Annotated in this window: 12 protein-coding genes; 10 read left to right on the forward strand and 2 right to left on the reverse strand. The window is 71.5% G+C overall.

Going from position 1 to position 15,487, the window contains the following annotated elements; genetic code table 11:
* Positions 1 to 88: 88 nt before the first annotated feature.
* From ACIQRW_RS19980 to ACIQRW_RS20000, 5 genes are all read left to right on the forward strand, one after another.
* On the forward strand, positions 89 to 1,012 hold the full coding sequence (locus ACIQRW_RS19980; RefSeq protein ID WP_018956260.1) for an ABC transporter permease: 924 nt from the start codon (positions 89 to 91) through the stop codon (positions 1,010 to 1,012).
* Positions 1,005 to 1,982 (forward strand): ABC transporter permease, encoded by a 978-nt coding sequence (locus ACIQRW_RS19985; RefSeq protein WP_403761912.1) that lies wholly within the window; start codon positions 1,005 to 1,007, stop codon positions 1,980 to 1,982. Before ACIQRW_RS19980 ends, ACIQRW_RS19985 begins: the two co-directional genes overlap by 8 nt.
* Positions 1,983 to 1,995: 13 nt before the next feature.
* Entirely contained in the window at positions 1,996 to 2,973 is a 978-nt protein-coding gene (locus tag ACIQRW_RS19990) for an ABC transporter ATP-binding protein (protein WP_403761915.1), read from the forward strand.
* Positions 2,963 to 4,219 (forward strand): ABC transporter ATP-binding protein, encoded by a 1,257-nt coding sequence (locus ACIQRW_RS19995; RefSeq protein WP_403761918.1) that lies wholly within the window; start codon positions 2,963 to 2,965, stop codon positions 4,217 to 4,219. The genes ACIQRW_RS19990 and ACIQRW_RS19995 overlap by 11 nt, the downstream gene beginning before the upstream one ends.
* A 251-nt stretch (positions 4,220 to 4,470) precedes the next feature.
* Positions 4,471 to 5,508, forward strand: a complete 1,038-nt coding sequence (locus tag ACIQRW_RS20000; RefSeq protein ID WP_403761921.1) for a hypothetical protein — start codon at positions 4,471 to 4,473, stop codon at positions 5,506 to 5,508.
* Positions 5,509 to 5,535: 27 nt separating this feature from the next.
* Here ACIQRW_RS20000 and ACIQRW_RS20005 read toward each other — a convergent pair whose 3' ends face one another.
* Positions 5,536 to 7,662: a prolyl oligopeptidase family serine peptidase gene (locus ACIQRW_RS20005; protein WP_403761924.1), complete on the reverse strand. Its 2,127-nt coding sequence runs from the start codon at positions 7,660 to 7,662 to the stop codon at positions 5,536 to 5,538.
* A gap of 176 nt (positions 7,663 to 7,838) precedes the next feature.
* On the opposite strand from ACIQRW_RS20005, the gene ACIQRW_RS20010 reads away from it, so the two are divergent.
* The 5 genes from ACIQRW_RS20010 to ACIQRW_RS20030 all read left to right on the forward strand — a co-directional run bounded on the left by ACIQRW_RS20010 (position 7,839) and on the right by ACIQRW_RS20030 (position 13,562).
* Complete coding sequence (locus ACIQRW_RS20010) at positions 7,839 to 8,033, forward strand: hypothetical protein (protein WP_010063247.1); 195 nt, start codon at positions 7,839 to 7,841, stop codon at positions 8,031 to 8,033.
* Between the two features lie 75 nt (positions 8,034 to 8,108).
* A complete protein-coding gene (mshB, locus tag ACIQRW_RS20015) occupies positions 8,109 to 9,101 on the forward strand; it encodes an N-acetyl-1-D-myo-inositol-2-amino-2-deoxy-alpha-D-glucopyranoside deacetylase (protein ID WP_403761927.1) in 993 nt (330 codons plus the stop codon).
* Positions 9,098 to 9,571, forward strand: a complete 474-nt coding sequence (locus tag ACIQRW_RS20020; protein ID WP_403761930.1) for a DUF6113 family protein — start codon at positions 9,098 to 9,100, stop codon at positions 9,569 to 9,571. Before mshB ends, ACIQRW_RS20020 begins: the two co-directional genes overlap by 4 nt.
* 175 nt (positions 9,572 to 9,746) lie before the next feature.
* The gene (locus ACIQRW_RS20025; protein ID WP_403761933.1) at positions 9,747 to 11,897 is read left to right on the forward strand and encodes a hypothetical protein; all 2,151 of its coding nucleotides are present in this window, start codon (positions 9,747 to 9,749) and stop codon (positions 11,895 to 11,897) included.
* Positions 11,898 to 12,185: 288 nt separating this feature from the next.
* Positions 12,186 to 13,562 (forward strand): alpha-amylase family protein, encoded by a 1,377-nt coding sequence (locus tag ACIQRW_RS20030; protein ID WP_403761936.1) that lies wholly within the window; start codon positions 12,186 to 12,188, stop codon positions 13,560 to 13,562.
* Between the two features lie 82 nt (positions 13,563 to 13,644).
* Here ACIQRW_RS20030 and ACIQRW_RS20035 read toward each other — a convergent pair whose 3' ends face one another.
* Positions 13,645 to 15,420 carry a coagulation factor 5/8 type domain-containing protein gene (locus tag ACIQRW_RS20035; RefSeq protein WP_403761939.1) on the reverse strand — a complete coding sequence of 592 codons (1,776 nt, stop codon included), beginning with the start codon at positions 15,418 to 15,420 and terminating at the stop codon, positions 13,645 to 13,647.
* Positions 15,421 to 15,487 lie beyond the last annotated feature (67 nt).

A 15,487-nucleotide genomic window follows, 5' to 3' on the forward strand; every position in this document is an offset into this window, starting at 1 on the left:
CGATACCAGCGCCCCGGCCGTCCGCGCACCCTGTGCCGTCCGTGCACCACCTGCCCGGAACCGCTAGACCCGACCCCCGGAGCCCCACATGGGACGTTATGTGATCCGGCGGCTGCTGCAGATGATCCCCGTCTTCTTCGGCACCACGCTGTTGATCTTCCTCATGGTGAACGTGATGGGCGACCCCATCGCGGGCCTCTGCGGCGACCGCCAGTGCGACCCGGCCACCGCCGCCCAGCTGCGCTCCGAATTCGGCCTCGACAAGCCGGTCTGGCAGCAATACCTCACCTACATGGGCAACGTGTTCACCGGCGACTTCGGCACCGCGTTCAACGGGCAGAAGGTCACCGAGCTGATGGCCACCGCCTTCCCCATCACGATCCGACTCACCGTCGTCGCGGTCGTCTTCGAGGTCGTCATCGGCATCAGCCTCGGCGTCGTCACCGGACTGCGGCGCGGCCGCCCCGTCGACACCACCGTCCTCATCCTGACGCTGGTCGTCATCGCCGTCCCGACCTTCGTCACCGGCCTGCTGCTCCAGCTCCTCCTGGGCGTCAAGTGGGGCATCATCAAGCCCTCGGTCTCCGCCGACCCCACCTTCGACGAACTCCTCGTCCCCGGACTGGTCCTCGCCTCGGTCTCGCTCGCCTACGTCACCCGGCTCACCCGGACCTCGATCGCCGAGAACGCCCGCGCCGACTACGTACGCACCGCCGTCGCCAAGGGCCTGCCGCGCCGCCGGGTCGTCGTACGGCACCTGCTGCGCAACTCGCTGATCCCCGTCGTCACCTTCATCGGCACCGACGTGGGAGCCCTGATGGGCGGGGCCATCGTCACCGAACGGATCTTCAACATCCACGGCGTCGGCTACCAGCTCTACCAGGGGATCCTGCGGCAGAACTCCCAGACCGTCGTCGGGTTCGTCACGATCCTCGTCCTCGTCTTCCTGGCCGCCAACCTGATCGTCGACCTCCTGTACGCCGTACTCGACCCGAGGATCCGCTATGCCTGAGCCGCAGTCATCGGACGGAGCGATCTCCCCGGCGGGAGCCGGCGGCCCCATGGACCTCGCCATGGCGGAGGGCGCCAGCCTGGAGAAGAACCCGGTCGGCCCCGACGGCACGGGCCCGGCCGGCAAACCCCGCAGCCTCTGGTCCGACGCCTGGCGCGACCTGCGGCGCAACCCGGTCTTCATCATCTCCGCGCTGGTCATCCTCTTCCTGGTGACCATCTCGATCTGGCCCTCGCTCATCGCGAGCGGCGACCCCCTCCAGGCCAACCTGGACGACGCTCAGAAGGGGTCCGAGCCCGGCCACCCCTTCGGCTTCGACCCGCAGGGGCGCGACGTCTACACCCGGGTCGTTTACGGCACCCGCACCTCGGTGACCGTCGGCATCTGCTCCACCCTCGGCGTCGCGATCCTCGGCAGCGTGCTCGGCGGCCTCGCCGGCTTCTTCGGCGGCTGGTGGGACTCGATCCTCTCCCGCCTCACCGACGTCTTCTTCGGCATCCCCGTCGTCCTCGGCGGCCTGGTCTTCCTCTCCGTCGTCACCAGCTCCACCGTCTGGCCCGTCGTCGGCTTCATCGTCCTGCTCGGCTGGCCCCAGATCGCCCGCATCGCCCGCGGTTCGGTCATCACCGCCAAACAGAACGACTACGTCCAGGCGGCCCGCGCGCTCGGCGCCTCCAACTCCCGCATGATGCTGCGCCACATCACCCCGAACGCCATCGCCCCGGTCATCGTCGTGGCGACCATCGCGCTCGGCACGTACATCTCGCTGGAGGCGACCCTCTCCTACCTCGGGGTCGGCCTGAAGGACCCGGCCGTCTCCTGGGGCATCGACATCTCCGCCGCCTCCAACTACATCCGCAACGCCCCGCACATGCTGCTCTGGCCCGCCGGAGCGCTGGCGGTCACCGTGCTCGCTTTCATCATGCTCGGCGACGCGGTGCGCGACGCCCTCGACCCCAAGCTGCGCTGAGGAGCCGGTTGCCATGTTGCTCGAAGTGCGCGATCTGCACGTGGAGTTCCACACCCGCGAAGGCGTCGCCAAGGCCGTCAACGGGGTCAACTACGCGGTGGCCGAGGGCGAGACGCTCGCCGTCCTCGGCGAGTCCGGCTCCGGCAAGTCCGTCACCGCCCAGGCGATCATGGGCATCCTCGACATGCCGCCCGGGAAGATCACCGGCGGGGAGATCCTCTTCAAGGACCGGGACCTGCTGAAGCTCAAGCCGGAGGAGCGGCGCAGGATCCGCGGCCAGGAGATGGCCATGATCTTCCAGGACGCCCTGTCCTCGCTGAACCCGGTCCTCACCGTCGGCCAGCAGCTCGGCGAGATGTTCGTCGTGCACCGCGGCATGTCCCGCAAGGACGCGAAGGCCAAGTCGATCGAGCTGATGGACCGGGTCCGCATCCCGGCCGCCAAGGAACGGGTCGGCAACTACCCGCACCAGTTCTCCGGCGGGATGCGCCAACGCATCATGATCGCCATGGCGATGGCCCTGGAACCGTCCCTCATCATCGCCGACGAGCCGACCACCGCCCTCGACGTCACCGTCCAGGCCCAGGTCATGGAGCTCCTCGCCGAACTCCAGCGCGAGCTGAACATGGGCCTCATCCTGATCACCCACGACCTCGGCGTCGTCGCCGACGTCGCCGACAAGATCGCCGTCATGTACGCGGGCCGCATCGTCGAGACCGCCCCCGTGCACGACATCTACAAGGCACCCGCCCACCCGTACACCAAGGGCCTCCTCCGGTCGATCCCGCGCCTGGACCAGAAGGGCCGGGAGCTCTACGCGATCAAGGGCCTGCCGCCCAACCTCACCCGCATTCCGCCCGGCTGCGCCTTCAACCCCCGCTGCCCGCAGGCCCGGGACGTATGCCGTACGGACGTGCCGCCGCTCTACGAGGTGGACGAGCAGCGCCGGAGCGCCTGCCACTTCTGGAAGGAGACGCTCGATGCACGCTGACCGCGACGAGAGTGCGGGGACCGGCGGCGGCACGGCCGGCTCCACCCTGCTGTCCAAGGACCGGGAGGACGCCGTCACGCCGTACACGGAGGGTGACCCGATCCTCCAGGTACGTGGCCTCGCCAAGCACTACCCGCTGACCCGGGGCATCCTCCTCAAGCGGCAGATCGGCGCGGTCCGGGCCGTCGACGGCGTCGACTTCGACCTGTACGCGGGCGAGACGCTGGGCATCGTGGGGGAGTCGGGCTGCGGCAAGTCGACCGTCGCCAGGATGCTCGTCCATCTGGAGCGCCCCACCGCCGGCGCGATCCGCTACAAGGGCGAGGACATCGCGAAGCTGTCCGGCCGGGCGCTGAAGGCCGTGCGCCGCAACATCCAGATGGTGTTCCAGGACCCGTACACCTCGCTGAACCCGCGGATGACGGTCGGCGACATCATCGGGGAGCCGTACGAGATCCACCCCGAGGTCGCCCCGAAGGGCAGCCGCCGCCAGAAGGTGCAGGACCTGCTGGACGTCGTCGGGCTCAACCCGGAGTACATCAACCGCTATCCGCACCAGTTCTCCGGCGGTCAGCGCCAGCGCATCGGCATCGCCCGCGGCCTCGCCCTCAACCCGGAGATCATCGTCGCCGACGAACCGGTCTCCGCGCTCGACGTGTCCGTCCAGGCGCAGGTCGTCAACCTGCTGGACCGGCTCCAGGCGGAGTTCAGCCTCAGTTTCGTCTTCATCGCCCACGACCTCTCTATCGTCCGGCACATCTCCGACCGGGTCGGCGTGATGTATCTGGGCCGGATCGTGGAGATCGGCTCCGACGCGGAGATCTACGACCACCCCACCCACCCGTACACCCAGGCGCTGCTGTCCGCCGTCCCCGTACCGGACCCGACGGCCCGCGCCCACCGGGAACGGATCATCCTGCACGGCGACGTCCCCTCGCCCGCCAACATCCCCTCGGGCTGCCGCTTCCGCACCCGGTGCTGGAAGGCGCAGGAGCGGTGCGAACTGGAGGTTCCGCTGCTGGCGGTCCCCGCGGAGTTCCGGCTCGTGGACACCCCCGCCCGGCACGACTCCGCGTGCCACTTCGCTGAGGAGAAGCGCGTGGTGCCGCCGGAGGGCGAGCTGGAGGCCCCGGGGCTGGGGCCGGGACCGGATGTGGAGGCCCCGGGCACGACGACCCGCGGCGGGCCGGTCGAGGACGTGCCCGGCCCCGAGGAGCCGGGGCGCGCCAAGGGCGAAACGCCGTGAAACCGCGTCAGATTCGTTAACAAGCAGGCAACTTCGCCGTCGCCGCACCGATATACGAACGCCCCATGCTGAACAGCGTACGGCCGTGCGGGTGCCGTGGTCCGGCCGGAGCGTCGTCTTGTCGCTCCGGCCGGTCGCCCGCCGGGACCGCCCCGCCCTCTGAACGCCTTGTTCATCCGTTCGGGGCAATGGAGTATCAGCGGGTGACACTTACACGGGGAGCAAGAATCACCGGCGCCGTTCTGTGCGCGGTGCCTGCACTACTCATCATCGCCTGGCTGGTGAGGGACGTCCGGGCCGTCGACGGGCCGGGACCCGTCTGGGACTACTGGTCGGGCTTCACGACCCTCCGGGGCGTGGCGCAACCCACCACGACGGCCACCAGTTTCGTCCTGCTGCTGGCCTATGCCGCCGCCGCTGTGGCGGCGCTCCGGTCCGCCGCCGCCGCTTCGGTCCTGATCGTCACCGGCGTCGTCACCTTCGTCCTGCGGCTGCCCGGCGTCTGGACGATCGCCGACGCCGCGGCCCCCCAGGACCTCCGCGACCGGGCCCTGCTCACCACGTACGCCGCACTCGCGGCCGGGCTCGCGCTGATCGTGGTGGGGGCGGCGGGCCGCCGCCCCCCGCCGGAGGGCGCGGAACGCCCCGCCGGTCCGGGGCGCGGCACCGGGGTGGCCGTCTTCCTGCTCCTCGGTCTCCAGGCGGTGATCTTCACCGCCTGGGAGATCCGGCAGACGTTCCTCTACCCGTCCGGGCTCTATCCCGCGTGGTTCATCGGCGGCCCGCCCCTGAACACCCCGGTGACCGAGGGGCCACCCGGCTGGATCACCGGGGCGATCATCCTGATGGCGCTGGTGGCGGCGATCGGTGCGGTCGTCGGAGCGGTCCACGCGCGACCGCTCGGCCTGATCGCGGGCGGGTTCGTGTTCTCCTCCGGTGTGCTCGGCATGGCGCGCATCATCGACTTCGAGCTGTACGAGCGGTTCACCGACCTGGACTTCGAGGCGCAGCTCAATCTGCTGAGCTTCGTCTCCTCGCTCCTCGTCGGGCCGGTGGTGCTCGTCCTCCTCGCCCGCAAGGGCGTCCAGCGGGCCCCCGGCGGCCGCCAGGGACCGTGGGGCGGCGCCGGCCCCTGGGGCGTCCAGCCCCCGGGCTACCCGCCGCCCGGGGCGCCCGGTCAGCCGCCCGCCCCCGCCCCCGGCTTCGGACCCCCGCAGGGCGGCGGCTTCGGACCCCCGCAGGGCTGCGGCTTCGGGCCCCCGCCCTCCTCCCCGCCGCCGCGCTGGTGAGCCGGGGCGGCGGGAGCACGGGGTGGCTCAGGCTCCGGTCAGCCCCAGCGACCGCTTGAGGAAGTCCACCTGGAGCAGGAGCAGGTTCTCCGCGACCTGCTCCTGCGGCGTCATGTGCGTCACCCCGCTCAGCGGCAGCACCTCGTGCGGACGCCCGGCGGCCAGCAGTGCCGAGGACAACCGCAGGGCGTGGGCGACCACCACGTTGTCGTCGGCCAGGCCGTGCACGATCATCATGGGCCGGACCTCGGCGGCGGGCTCGGAGAGACCGTCGTCGGTGAGCAGCGAGTTGTACGCGTACACCTCGGGCCGCGTCGCCGGGTCGCCGAGATAGCGCTCGGTGTAATGGGTGTCGTACAGCCGCTGGTCCGTCACCGGAGCGCCCACCACCGCCGCGTGGAACACGTCGGGCCGCCGCAGCACCGCGAGCCCCGCCAGATAGCCGCCGAAGGACCAGCCGCGGATCGCCACCCGGGACAGGTCGAGCGGGAACCGCCCGGCGAGCCCGTGCAACGCCTCGACCTGGTCCTCCATCGTCATCACGAGGTTGTCCCGCACCGCCTTCTCCCAGCCCGGCGAGCGGCCCGGCGCGCCCCGCCCGTCCGCCACGACCACCGCGAAGCCCTGGTCCGCGAACCACTGCGAGGTCAGGTGAGCGTTGTGGGCGGCGACCACCCGGCGGCCGTGCGGACCACCGTACGGATCCATCAGGACCGGAAGGGGACCATCCGCCTCCTGGTAGTCCGAGGGGAGCAGGACGGCGCACGGAATCCGCCGTGCGCCCCCCTCGGTGAGCGTCACGCGGGCGGAGAGCACCGGCTCCTGGGCCGAACTCGGGATCCGGGCCAGCCGCTTGCCGTCCCGCACCACCCACGCTGCGGCCCCGGGCTCCTCGGGAACGGCCGAGACCAGGACCGCGAGACCACCCGAGCGGACCGCGGAGTGCACACCCACCCCTTCGGAAATCCGCTCGATTCCCAGCTCGTTCACCCGGTACACATGGATCTGCCCGATCTCCGGCTCGACCGCGTCCTCACCGGCCACCGCCGAGACCAGAATGTCGGACTCCCCGATGTCCAGCACCGACTGGACGTGCAGCTGCGACCCGGTGAGCAGCCGGTCCCCGACCGCCAGCACCCGCGCGCCGCCCTCGTCGACGATCCGCACCAGCCGCCCGTCCGGCGCCCACGCGGGCACCCCGGGGAACAGATCCAGCCACACCGGGTCCTCGTCGACATGCACGATCCGGGTCGCACCGGTCTCCGGGTCCACCGCCAGATACCGCTGGCTGCGCTGGTCCCGGGCCTGGACCAGCAGCAGCGGAGCACCCGCGGATGACCAGTGCACCTGGGCCAGGTACGGGAACGCGGCCCGGTCCCAGACCACTTCGGTACGGGCCCCCTCCAGGTCCATGACGAAGAGCCGCACCTCGGCGTTGGGCGTGCCCGCCGCCGGGTAGGCGATCTCGGCGGGCCGACGCTCGGGATGCGCGGGATCGGCGATGTACCACCGCTGTACGGGGCTGTCGTCGGCCCGCGCGACCAGCAGCCGGTCCGACTCCGGCGACCACCAGAAACCCCGGTAGCGGTGCATCTCCTCGGCCGCGATGAACTCGGCCAGACCGTAGGTGACATGGGAGTTCTCCGGCTCGGCCAGCGCCCGGTCACCCTCGCCCCCCGCGCCCACGACCCGCAGCGCGCCCTTGGCCACGTACGCGATGTGCCGGCCGTCGGGGGACGGGCGGGGGTCGATCACCGGGCCCGGCACCGGCAGCGCCCGCGCGGTCCCGGCCCGCAGTTCGGCCACGTACACCTTTCCGGACAGGGCGAACGCGGCCAACTCCGCGGCCGCGTCCACCGCGTAGGAGACGATGCCCGACGAACCCTCCCGGGTCCGCTCGCGCCGGGCCCGCTCCTGCGCCGACAGCTTCTCCGCCGCACCGCCCAGCAGGACTTCGGGATCGGCGGCGACGCGCTCCTCGCCGGTCGCCGGGTCGAGGACCCAGAGACGGCTGGTGCGGTCCGTTCCGGACATCGACCGGAGGAAGATCACGCGTGTCTCATCCGGTGAGACGGTGAAGGAGCGAGGTGCGCCGAGAGTGAAGCGCTGGGTCCGTGCTTGCTGGCGGGGAAAGGACAGCTTCTGCGAGGTCATGGCTCCGAACTTAGCTCCGAACTCCGCTGCGCGGCGCGGTTCGTGCGCCCCTCGTGCTGCTGTGCCCCGATCAATGCGTTGGCACGGATAGTTATGATCCGTAGCGCTCGGTGGGTAGGAACCTGCTGGCTCCGCGTGTGCTCCTGTCCCGACCGTACTGATGGAGGTGAACCGCCGTGGCGCTCTCGATTTCGGCGGTAGTGCTGCTGGCGATCATCGTCTTCCTGCTGATCCGGAAATCCGGGCTGAAGGGGGGACACGCGGTGGTCTGCATGCTGCTCGGGTTCTACATCGCGAGCTCGTCCATCGCACCGACCATCTCCGATCTGACGACCAACGTGGCGGGGATGATCAGCAGCATCAAGTTCTGACCCCGGGAGCCGAGGAGGCGCGGGGCACAGGGGCGCGGGGGCACGGGGGGCCTCCGGGCTCGTAGGGTGGTCCCCATGAAGGACCTCCCCGCCCGCCGTCTGCTGCTGGTGCACGCGCACCCCGACGACGAGTCGATCAACAACGGCGCCACCATGGCCAGGTATGCGGCCGAGGGCGCCCACGTCACCCTGGTGACGTGCACGCTCGGCGAGGAGGGCGAGGTCATCCCGCCCGCGCTCGCCCGCCTCACCGCCGACCGGGACGACGCGCTGGGCCCCCACCGCGTCGGCGAGCTGGCCGCGGCGATGAAGGAGCTCGGCGTCGACGACCACCGCTTCCTCGGCGGGGCCGGCCGCTACCGGGACTCCGGAATGATGGGCGCTGAGCAGAACGGCCGCCCCGGCTCCTTCTGGTCCACCCCGGTGGACGAGGCGGCGGCCCACCTCGTCGAGGTGATCCGCGAGGTCCGCCCCCAGGTCCTGGTCACCTATGACCCGGACGGCGGCTACGGCCACCCCGACCACATCCAGGCCCACCGCGTCGCGATGCGCGCCGCCGACCTGGCCGCCGACCCGGCGTACGGCTCCGACGCGCCGCACGCCGTCGCGAAGATCTACTGGAACCGGGTGGAGCGCGCCGTGGCCGAGGCCGGCTTCGAGCGGCTGCGCACCACCGCCCCCGGCGCCTTCCCCGGCATCGCCTCCGTGGACGACGTCCCGGGCGTGACCGACGGGGAGCGGATCACCGCGGAGATCGACGGATCGGCGTACACCGGGGCCAAGTCGGCGGCGATGCGCGCCCACGCCACCCAGATCGCGGTCGACGGCCCGTTCTTCGCCCTCTCCAACGACCTCGGGCAGCCCCTGCTGACGACCGAGTACTACCAACTGGTGCGGGGCGTACCGGGCGCGCCCGAGGAGGAGCGCGAGAGCGACCTCTTCGCGGGCCTGCCGTCCGCCACGGACGCCAGGGGAGCCACGGACGTCACGGACGCCACAGGCACCACAGGTGCCTCGGGTGCCTCGGGTGCTTCGGGCGCCTCGGACGCCACGGGGGGCACAGCGTGAGCGGGAACCCGGGCAAGGGCCGTGGCCGCGCCGGTTCCTCCCCCGCGCCGCGGCGGAACGCGCCGCCCAGGGAGGCCGAGCCCACCGGTTTCGCGGCCCGGCCGAACCCGGCCCGGATCGCCGCCTACTCGGGCCTCGCCGTCCTCGGCGTCCTGGTAGCGATCGCCGGCGCACTCGTCCAAGCCGCTTGGTTCCCGGGCGGGTTGATCATCGCGCTGGCCGCCGCCGCGGGCCTCTTCTACGGCGGCCGGATCCTGACCCGCACCCAGATCGGCGCGCTCGCCCCGGCGGGAGGCTGGTTCATCACGGTGTTCCTCCTGCTGAACGGGCGCCCGGAGGGCGACTACGTCTTCGGCGACGAACTCGGCCTGGTGCTGTTCATGCTCGGCGGGACGGCCGCCGCTGTGATGTGCGCCACCACCTCCAAAGTGCCGCAATCAGCCATCCACAACGGCCGGTCCGGCACGTGAAGTGCCAAGTCCGGGTCGGGAAAGACCCCCACAGGTGTGATGCACAGGTGGAGGTTTCACCCGGTCGCGGAGTGTCCGACGGCGGCGGCCAGTATGGTGGTGCGCGCGCCGAGCCGTCCCCTGGCCTGCGGCATGGGGGAAGTACGGGCGGCGGAGCCAATCGGGAGAACCTGCTTTGAGTCGTGAAACTGACAGTTCGTCCTCCGGGCCCCAGGGCCGCGGCGGAGCCGCGTATCCCTCGGGTACGCCGCCGTACGGATCCCGCCAGTATCCGTCGCTCCACCCGTCGCAGGACGGCTCTGACGAGAACCCGGAATCCGTGGCTCCGCCCCGGCCCGAGGAACCGAAGACCGAGACGACGCTGACGACGCGCATCCGGATCAACATCCCCGGGTCGCGTCCCATCCCACCGGTCGTGATGCGTACGCCGATGGCGGAGAGCGACATCGCCGGCGGCCGTTCCGACGCGGAGCGCACCGGCGCCACCCCGCGCCCCGGCACGCCGCCGCCCGCGCCCGGAGCCGGACCCGCGGACCATTCCGCGGGCCCGAACGGCGCGGCGGCCGCGGACCGGCCCCGGGACGGCGGCCCCGCCGCCGACCCGACGCCCGGTGAGAAGCCGGCCCGGGAGAAGAGCGGCAGCGACTGGTTCGCCCCGCGCAGGACCCCGGCCACCGGGCCGGGAGCAGCCGCTCAGGGCACCGGTGCGCCCGACGCCCCCGGCGGCGCTCCTTCCGGCCCCGGCGGCGCCCAGGGCCCCGGCCCGAGCGCGGGCGGCCCCGGGGGCCCCGGTGGCGGGTCCGACGGCGACGCGGGCCGCTCGCGCCCCGACCTGCCGTACTTCTCGGACGCCCCGCAGCCCGGCGGCGGACCGGGCGCGCCCGGCCCCGGCCGCAGCGCGCTCGACAGCTACGGCGGCACGGAGCCCCCCGGCGGGGGCCCGCGTTCCACCCCCGGCCTCGGGGTGCGTCCGCCCGGCCCGTCCGGCCCGTCCGGCCCCACCACGGGACCGGTCACCGGCAGCTCCTCGCTGACCCCGAACCTCGACGGCGTCCCGGGCCTCGGCGGCCCCGGCCCGATGGTCCCGGGCGTCCCCGGCGGCGTACCGCCCCGGATGTCCGACGACACCGCGATCCTCACGCCGCAGGCCCCGGCGCCCGAGCCCGGTCCCGGCGGCCATGTCTCGGGCGACACGCTCACCAGCGGCATCCCCGTGGTGCCCAGCGAGCCCCGCGCCACGTTCCCGGGCGGCCCCGGCGGCCCGGTGGCCGGCGGACCTCTGGGCGGCTCCGGCGGTCCGGGCGGACCCGGTGTTCCCACGCCCGGCCCGGCCGCCCCGCGTCTCGCGTCCCAGGCCGCCGCCCCCGCCCCCGCGAAGAAGGGCCGCTCCAAGCTGGTCCTCCTCGGGGTGGCCGTGGTCGTGCTGCTCGGCATCGCGTACGGGGCAGGTCTCCTGCTGAACCACTCCGAGGTCCCCAAGGGCACCACGGTGCTCGGCGTCGACATCGGCGGCGGCACGAAGGAGGAGGCGGTCACCAAGCTCGACGCCGCCCTCGGGGAGCGGGCCAAGACGCCCCTGACGCTGTCGGTGGACGGCAAGGAGGAGAAGCTCGACCCCGAGAAGGCCGGTCTCACCCTGGACAGCCAGGAGACCGTGCGCGGCGCGGCGGGCAGCGACTACAACCCCGTCTCGGTGATCGGTTCGCTGTTCGGCGGGGAACGTCCCGCCGACCCGGTGATCCCGGTCGACGAGGAGAAGCTCGGTGTGGCCCTGACCGACCTGGCCGGCGCTTCCGGCTCGGCCAGTGACGGCACGATCCGCTTCGAGCCGAACAAGGCCGTGGCGGTGCCGGGCAAGCCGGGCAAGACGCTGGACGCCGGCCAGTCCCTGATCTCGGTCCGGGACGCCTACCGCGCCCAGGTGCAGACCGGGCAGGCTCGGCTGGTCGAACTCCCCGTCACCACCAGCGAGCCCACCATCACCAAGACCGAACTGGACCGGGCGATGAAGGAGTTCGCCGAGCCCGCGATGTCCGGCCTGATCACCATCAAGGCCGGCCCCAAGGAGATCCAGTTCGGCCCGGCCCGGTCGCTGCCGCAGATCCTCTCCATGAAGCCCGTGGACGGCCGGCTGGTCGACGTCTACGACAAGCAGGCGATCGACAAGCTCCTGGACGGCGTCTTCGACGGCATCATGGCGGTCAAGGGCGACGGCAAGGAGCACCCGGTCGGCGCGGACGACGTGGCCCAGGCGATGAAGACCGCCCTGGCCGGGAAGACCCCCGCCGAGCGCACGGTCACCATCGACCTGACCGGCCAGGGCTGACCCCCGGACCGGACAGCGCTCCACCCTCCGCCCCCGCCCGGGAACGCCTCCGGCCGGGGGCGGAGTCGTCGGCGGCACACGGGTGCCGGGAGCCCGCGGCGTCTCCCCGTCTCCCCAACTCCCTCACTTCGTAAGAACTTTCAGAAACAATCCGGAAACTGTTGCAAGCGCCTTGACGTGTCCATTTCCGAACGGGCAGGCTCCGAACTCCCCCCACGGCAGCCAGGCGCGTGGCTGCCCACGTCGGGCTCGGGCGAACGCCCGTACCCGCGACCGAAGGAGCCGCAATTGAGTTCCCGCGCCGCACGCGCAACCCTGGCGGGCCTGCTCGCCGCCGGAGGCCTCACCGCCCTCGCCCCCTGGCCCTCCCAGGCGACCCCACCGGGCGAGAAGACCGTCACCGCCACCCTCTTCGAGTGGAAGTACGACGCGGTGGCCACCGCCTGCACCGACACCCTCGGCCCGGCCGGCTACGGCTACGTCGAGGTCTCACCCGCCACCGAGCACATCCAGGGCGACCAGTGGTGGACCTCGTACCAGCCGGTCAGCTACCGGATCGCCGGCCGTCTCGGTGACCGGGAATCCTTCGCCGCGATGGTGGACAGCTGCCACGCCGCCGGGGTCAAGGTCGTCGCCGACGCGGTGATCAACCACATGGCCGCCGGCTCCGGCACCGGGACGGGCGGCACGTCGTACACCAAGTACGACTACCCCGGCACGTTCCAGGACCAGGACTTCCACACCTGTCGCAAGGACATCGCGAACTACGGCGACCGCGGCGACGTCCAGAACTGCGAACTGGTCGGCCTCGCCGACCTGGACACCGGCAGCGACGCCGTCCGCACGACCATCGCCGACTACCTCTCCGACCTCCGCTCGCTCGGCGTCGACGGCTTCCGCGTCGACGCCGCCAAGCACATGTCCGCCGACGACGTCGCCGCGATCAAGGGCAAGATGGGCGACCCGGGATTCTGGGTCACCGAGGTCATCCACGGCGGGGGAGAGGCGGTCCAGCCGGAGGAGTACACCTCGATCGGCGACGTCGACGAGTTCCGCTACGGCGGCCACCTCAAGTCCGCCTTCCAGGGCGGCGGCCTGCCCGGCCTGAAGTCGGTCGCCGACGGCAAGCTGGCGGGCGCCTCCGCCCGTACGTTCGTCGACAACTGGGACACCGAGCGCAACGGCTCCACCCTCACCCACAAGGACGGCGCGGCCTACGCCCTGGCCAACGTCTTCATGCTGGCCTCGCCCTACGGCTCCCCGAACGTCTTCTCCGGTTACACCTGGACCGACAAGGACGCGGGCCCGCCGAACGGCGGCGCGGCCGACTGCGGCTCCGGAGCGTGGACCTGCACACACGCCCAGCGGGCGGTCACCGGCATGGTCGGCTTCCGCAACGCCGTCGCGGGCGCGGAGCTGACCGACTGGTGGGACGACGGCTCCTCCGCCCTCGCCTTCGCCCGCGCGGGCGAGGGCTTCGTCGCCATCAACAACGGCGACGCGGAGCTGAACCGCACCTTCACGACGACGCTGCCGGCGGGCACGTACTGCAATGTCGTCGCCGCCTCCCCTGACTCCTGCGACGGCAAACGGACCACGGTCGCGGACGACGGCACGGCGACGATCACGGTCCCGGCCCACGGAGCGGTGGCTCTGCACAGGTAGGGCCTGTCCCGCGGACAGCGGAGCGGGGCCCGGCGCTCAACAGCAGCCGGGCCCCGCTCCCGTAGGACTCCCGCGTCGGTGACTACGGGAAGTTCACGACCTGGGAGGGGATCGTGTCCGGGCCGGATGTGGGGGATCCGACGTCGTTGATCACGTGCTCGTACTGGCCGTTGCCGCCGAGTGAGACGACGATCAGGCTGTGGAACTTCACGCCGGGTTTCACCGGCGCCTTGAAGCCGTGTTCCTGGATGATCGTCGGGTCGACGTTGTAGTAGCAGTAGCTGCCCATGCCCCAGCCCTCGTGCTGTTCGACCGAGTCGTCGACGCGGTAGGCGGCGTAGCCCTTCGTGTCGCCGTTCTGGATCGCCTCCTGGTTCGGGGCGTCGTACGCCTTCTCGTTCTGGAAGAAGATCGTGCGGCCGCGCTCGCCGTACCACTCCACGTCGTACTTGTTGAAGTGCTCGACGAACAGGCCGGTGGCCAGGACGTCGTCGCCGTTGACGCGGACGCCGTAGTCGGCCCGGTTGGTCTCCCAGCCCCAGCCCTCACCGTGGTCGGCACGCCAGACCCAGGTGTGGTCGATGATCGTGTCGTCGCTGTTGACGACGATGCTCGTGGTCGCCTTGCCGGGGCCCGCGCCGCCGATCCGCACGAACACGTCCTGCAGCGAGGTCGGGTTCGCCGAGTGGTCCGCCGAGGCGTTCTCGGGTCCGACCTCGATCAGCGTCTCCGAGTTCACCGGACCCGCGTCGACCAGGAGGCCCGCGAGCTTCACACCGGACACGTCACCGACCTTGATCGCGGTCACCCCGTTGTCCGGGATGATCGTGGCCAGGCCGAGGCCGAGCGCCACGGTGTCGGCGCGGTCGATGTTGATCGTCTCGTCGATGTGGTAGACGCCGGGCGTGAACAGCAGGTGCAGGCCCTGCTCCACGGCCGCGTTGATGGTGGCGGCGTCCGCCCCCTCCTTCACGACGTAGAACTGGTCCAGCGGGATCGACTCGCCCGCCGGCGTCCCGTTGGCCCACGAAACGCCACGCGCGTTCTCGCGCTTCTCCGGGACGAAGACCTTGTAGTCGTCGCCGTCGAGATAGAGGAACGGCTTCTCGCGGGAGATGGGCGTGGTGTCCAGCGTGGTGTACGGCGGCTCCGGGAAGCTGTTGGCCGGTGCGCCCTCGACGCCCGAGAACGTCATGTTCCAGACGCCGTTGCCCCAGCCGCCCACCGAGCTGTCGCGGGTGTACCACTGCTGCTGGGAGTAGGGTCCGACCTGGCCGTCGATCTTGCTGTCGGCGATGTAGCCGCCGCTGGCCCAGCCGTAGCCGTCGGGCGCCAGGTTGAGGCCGCCCTTGACGTGCATCCGGCGGAACGGGGCCGCCTGGGAGACCGCCCAGCGGTTGGTGCCGCTGACCGGGTTCAGGGTCAGGTTCTCCGCCGAACGCCAGAAGTTCTGGGTGGCGTTGCCGTCGAACCAGCCCGCGTCCACGGTCACATCGCCGTTGAACGTGGTGTCGTTCGGGTTCAGCCCGAGACCCGCGATCTGTGTGTAGAAGCCGATCTGCGCGTTGATGTTGTCGTACGTGCCCGGCTTGAACATCAGCGCGTAGCGGTCGGTGCCGAACTGATCGGACTCCTGCTTCTTGAAGATCTCGTCGACCTTGCCCTGGATGTCGGGCGTCGACGGATCGAAGACATGGACGTTGGGACCGAGGTCGCCGCCGCCCGGCACCGCCTGGACCTCCTCGCCGAAGGCGGTCTGTGCGGTGGGTACGGACATCAGCATCGCCACGGCGAGCGCGGCGAATCCGAGGGCCCGGGTGCGGCGGCGGGTGCGTGGTGCTGTGGGGGGAGCATGCATGGGGTACGTCTCCTGGGTCGTGGTACGTGTGCACGACGAACGGACGAGAGAGTTTTGGGGGGAGGCC

The sequence above is a fragment of the Streptomyces sp. NPDC091287 genome (assembly GCF_044768525.1).
Taxonomy (GTDB): domain Bacteria; phylum Actinomycetota; class Actinomycetes; order Streptomycetales; family Streptomycetaceae; genus Streptomyces.

Coding starts and splice junctions, on each gene's coding strand:
- ACIQRW_RS19980 (WP_018956260.1), top strand. CDS start 89: ATGGGACGTTATGTGATCCGGCGGCTGCTGCAGATGATCCCCGTCTTC.
- ACIQRW_RS19985 (WP_403761912.1), top strand. CDS start 1,005: ATGCCTGAGCCGCAGTCATCGGACGGAGCGATCTCCCCGGCGGGAGCC.
- ACIQRW_RS19990 (WP_403761915.1), top strand. CDS start 1,996: ATGTTGCTCGAAGTGCGCGATCTGCACGTGGAGTTCCACACCCGCGAA.
- ACIQRW_RS19995 (WP_403761918.1), top strand. CDS start 2,963: ATGCACGCTGACCGCGACGAGAGTGCGGGGACCGGCGGCGGCACGGCC.
- ACIQRW_RS20005 (WP_403761924.1), bottom strand. CDS start 7,662: ATGACCTCGCAGAAGCTGTCCTTTCCCCGCCAGCAAGCACGGACCCAG.
- mshB (WP_403761927.1), top strand. CDS start 8,109: ATGAAGGACCTCCCCGCCCGCCGTCTGCTGCTGGTGCACGCGCACCCC.
- ACIQRW_RS20035 (WP_403761939.1), bottom strand. CDS start 15,420: ATGCATGCTCCCCCCACAGCACCACGCACCCGCCGCCGCACCCGGGCC.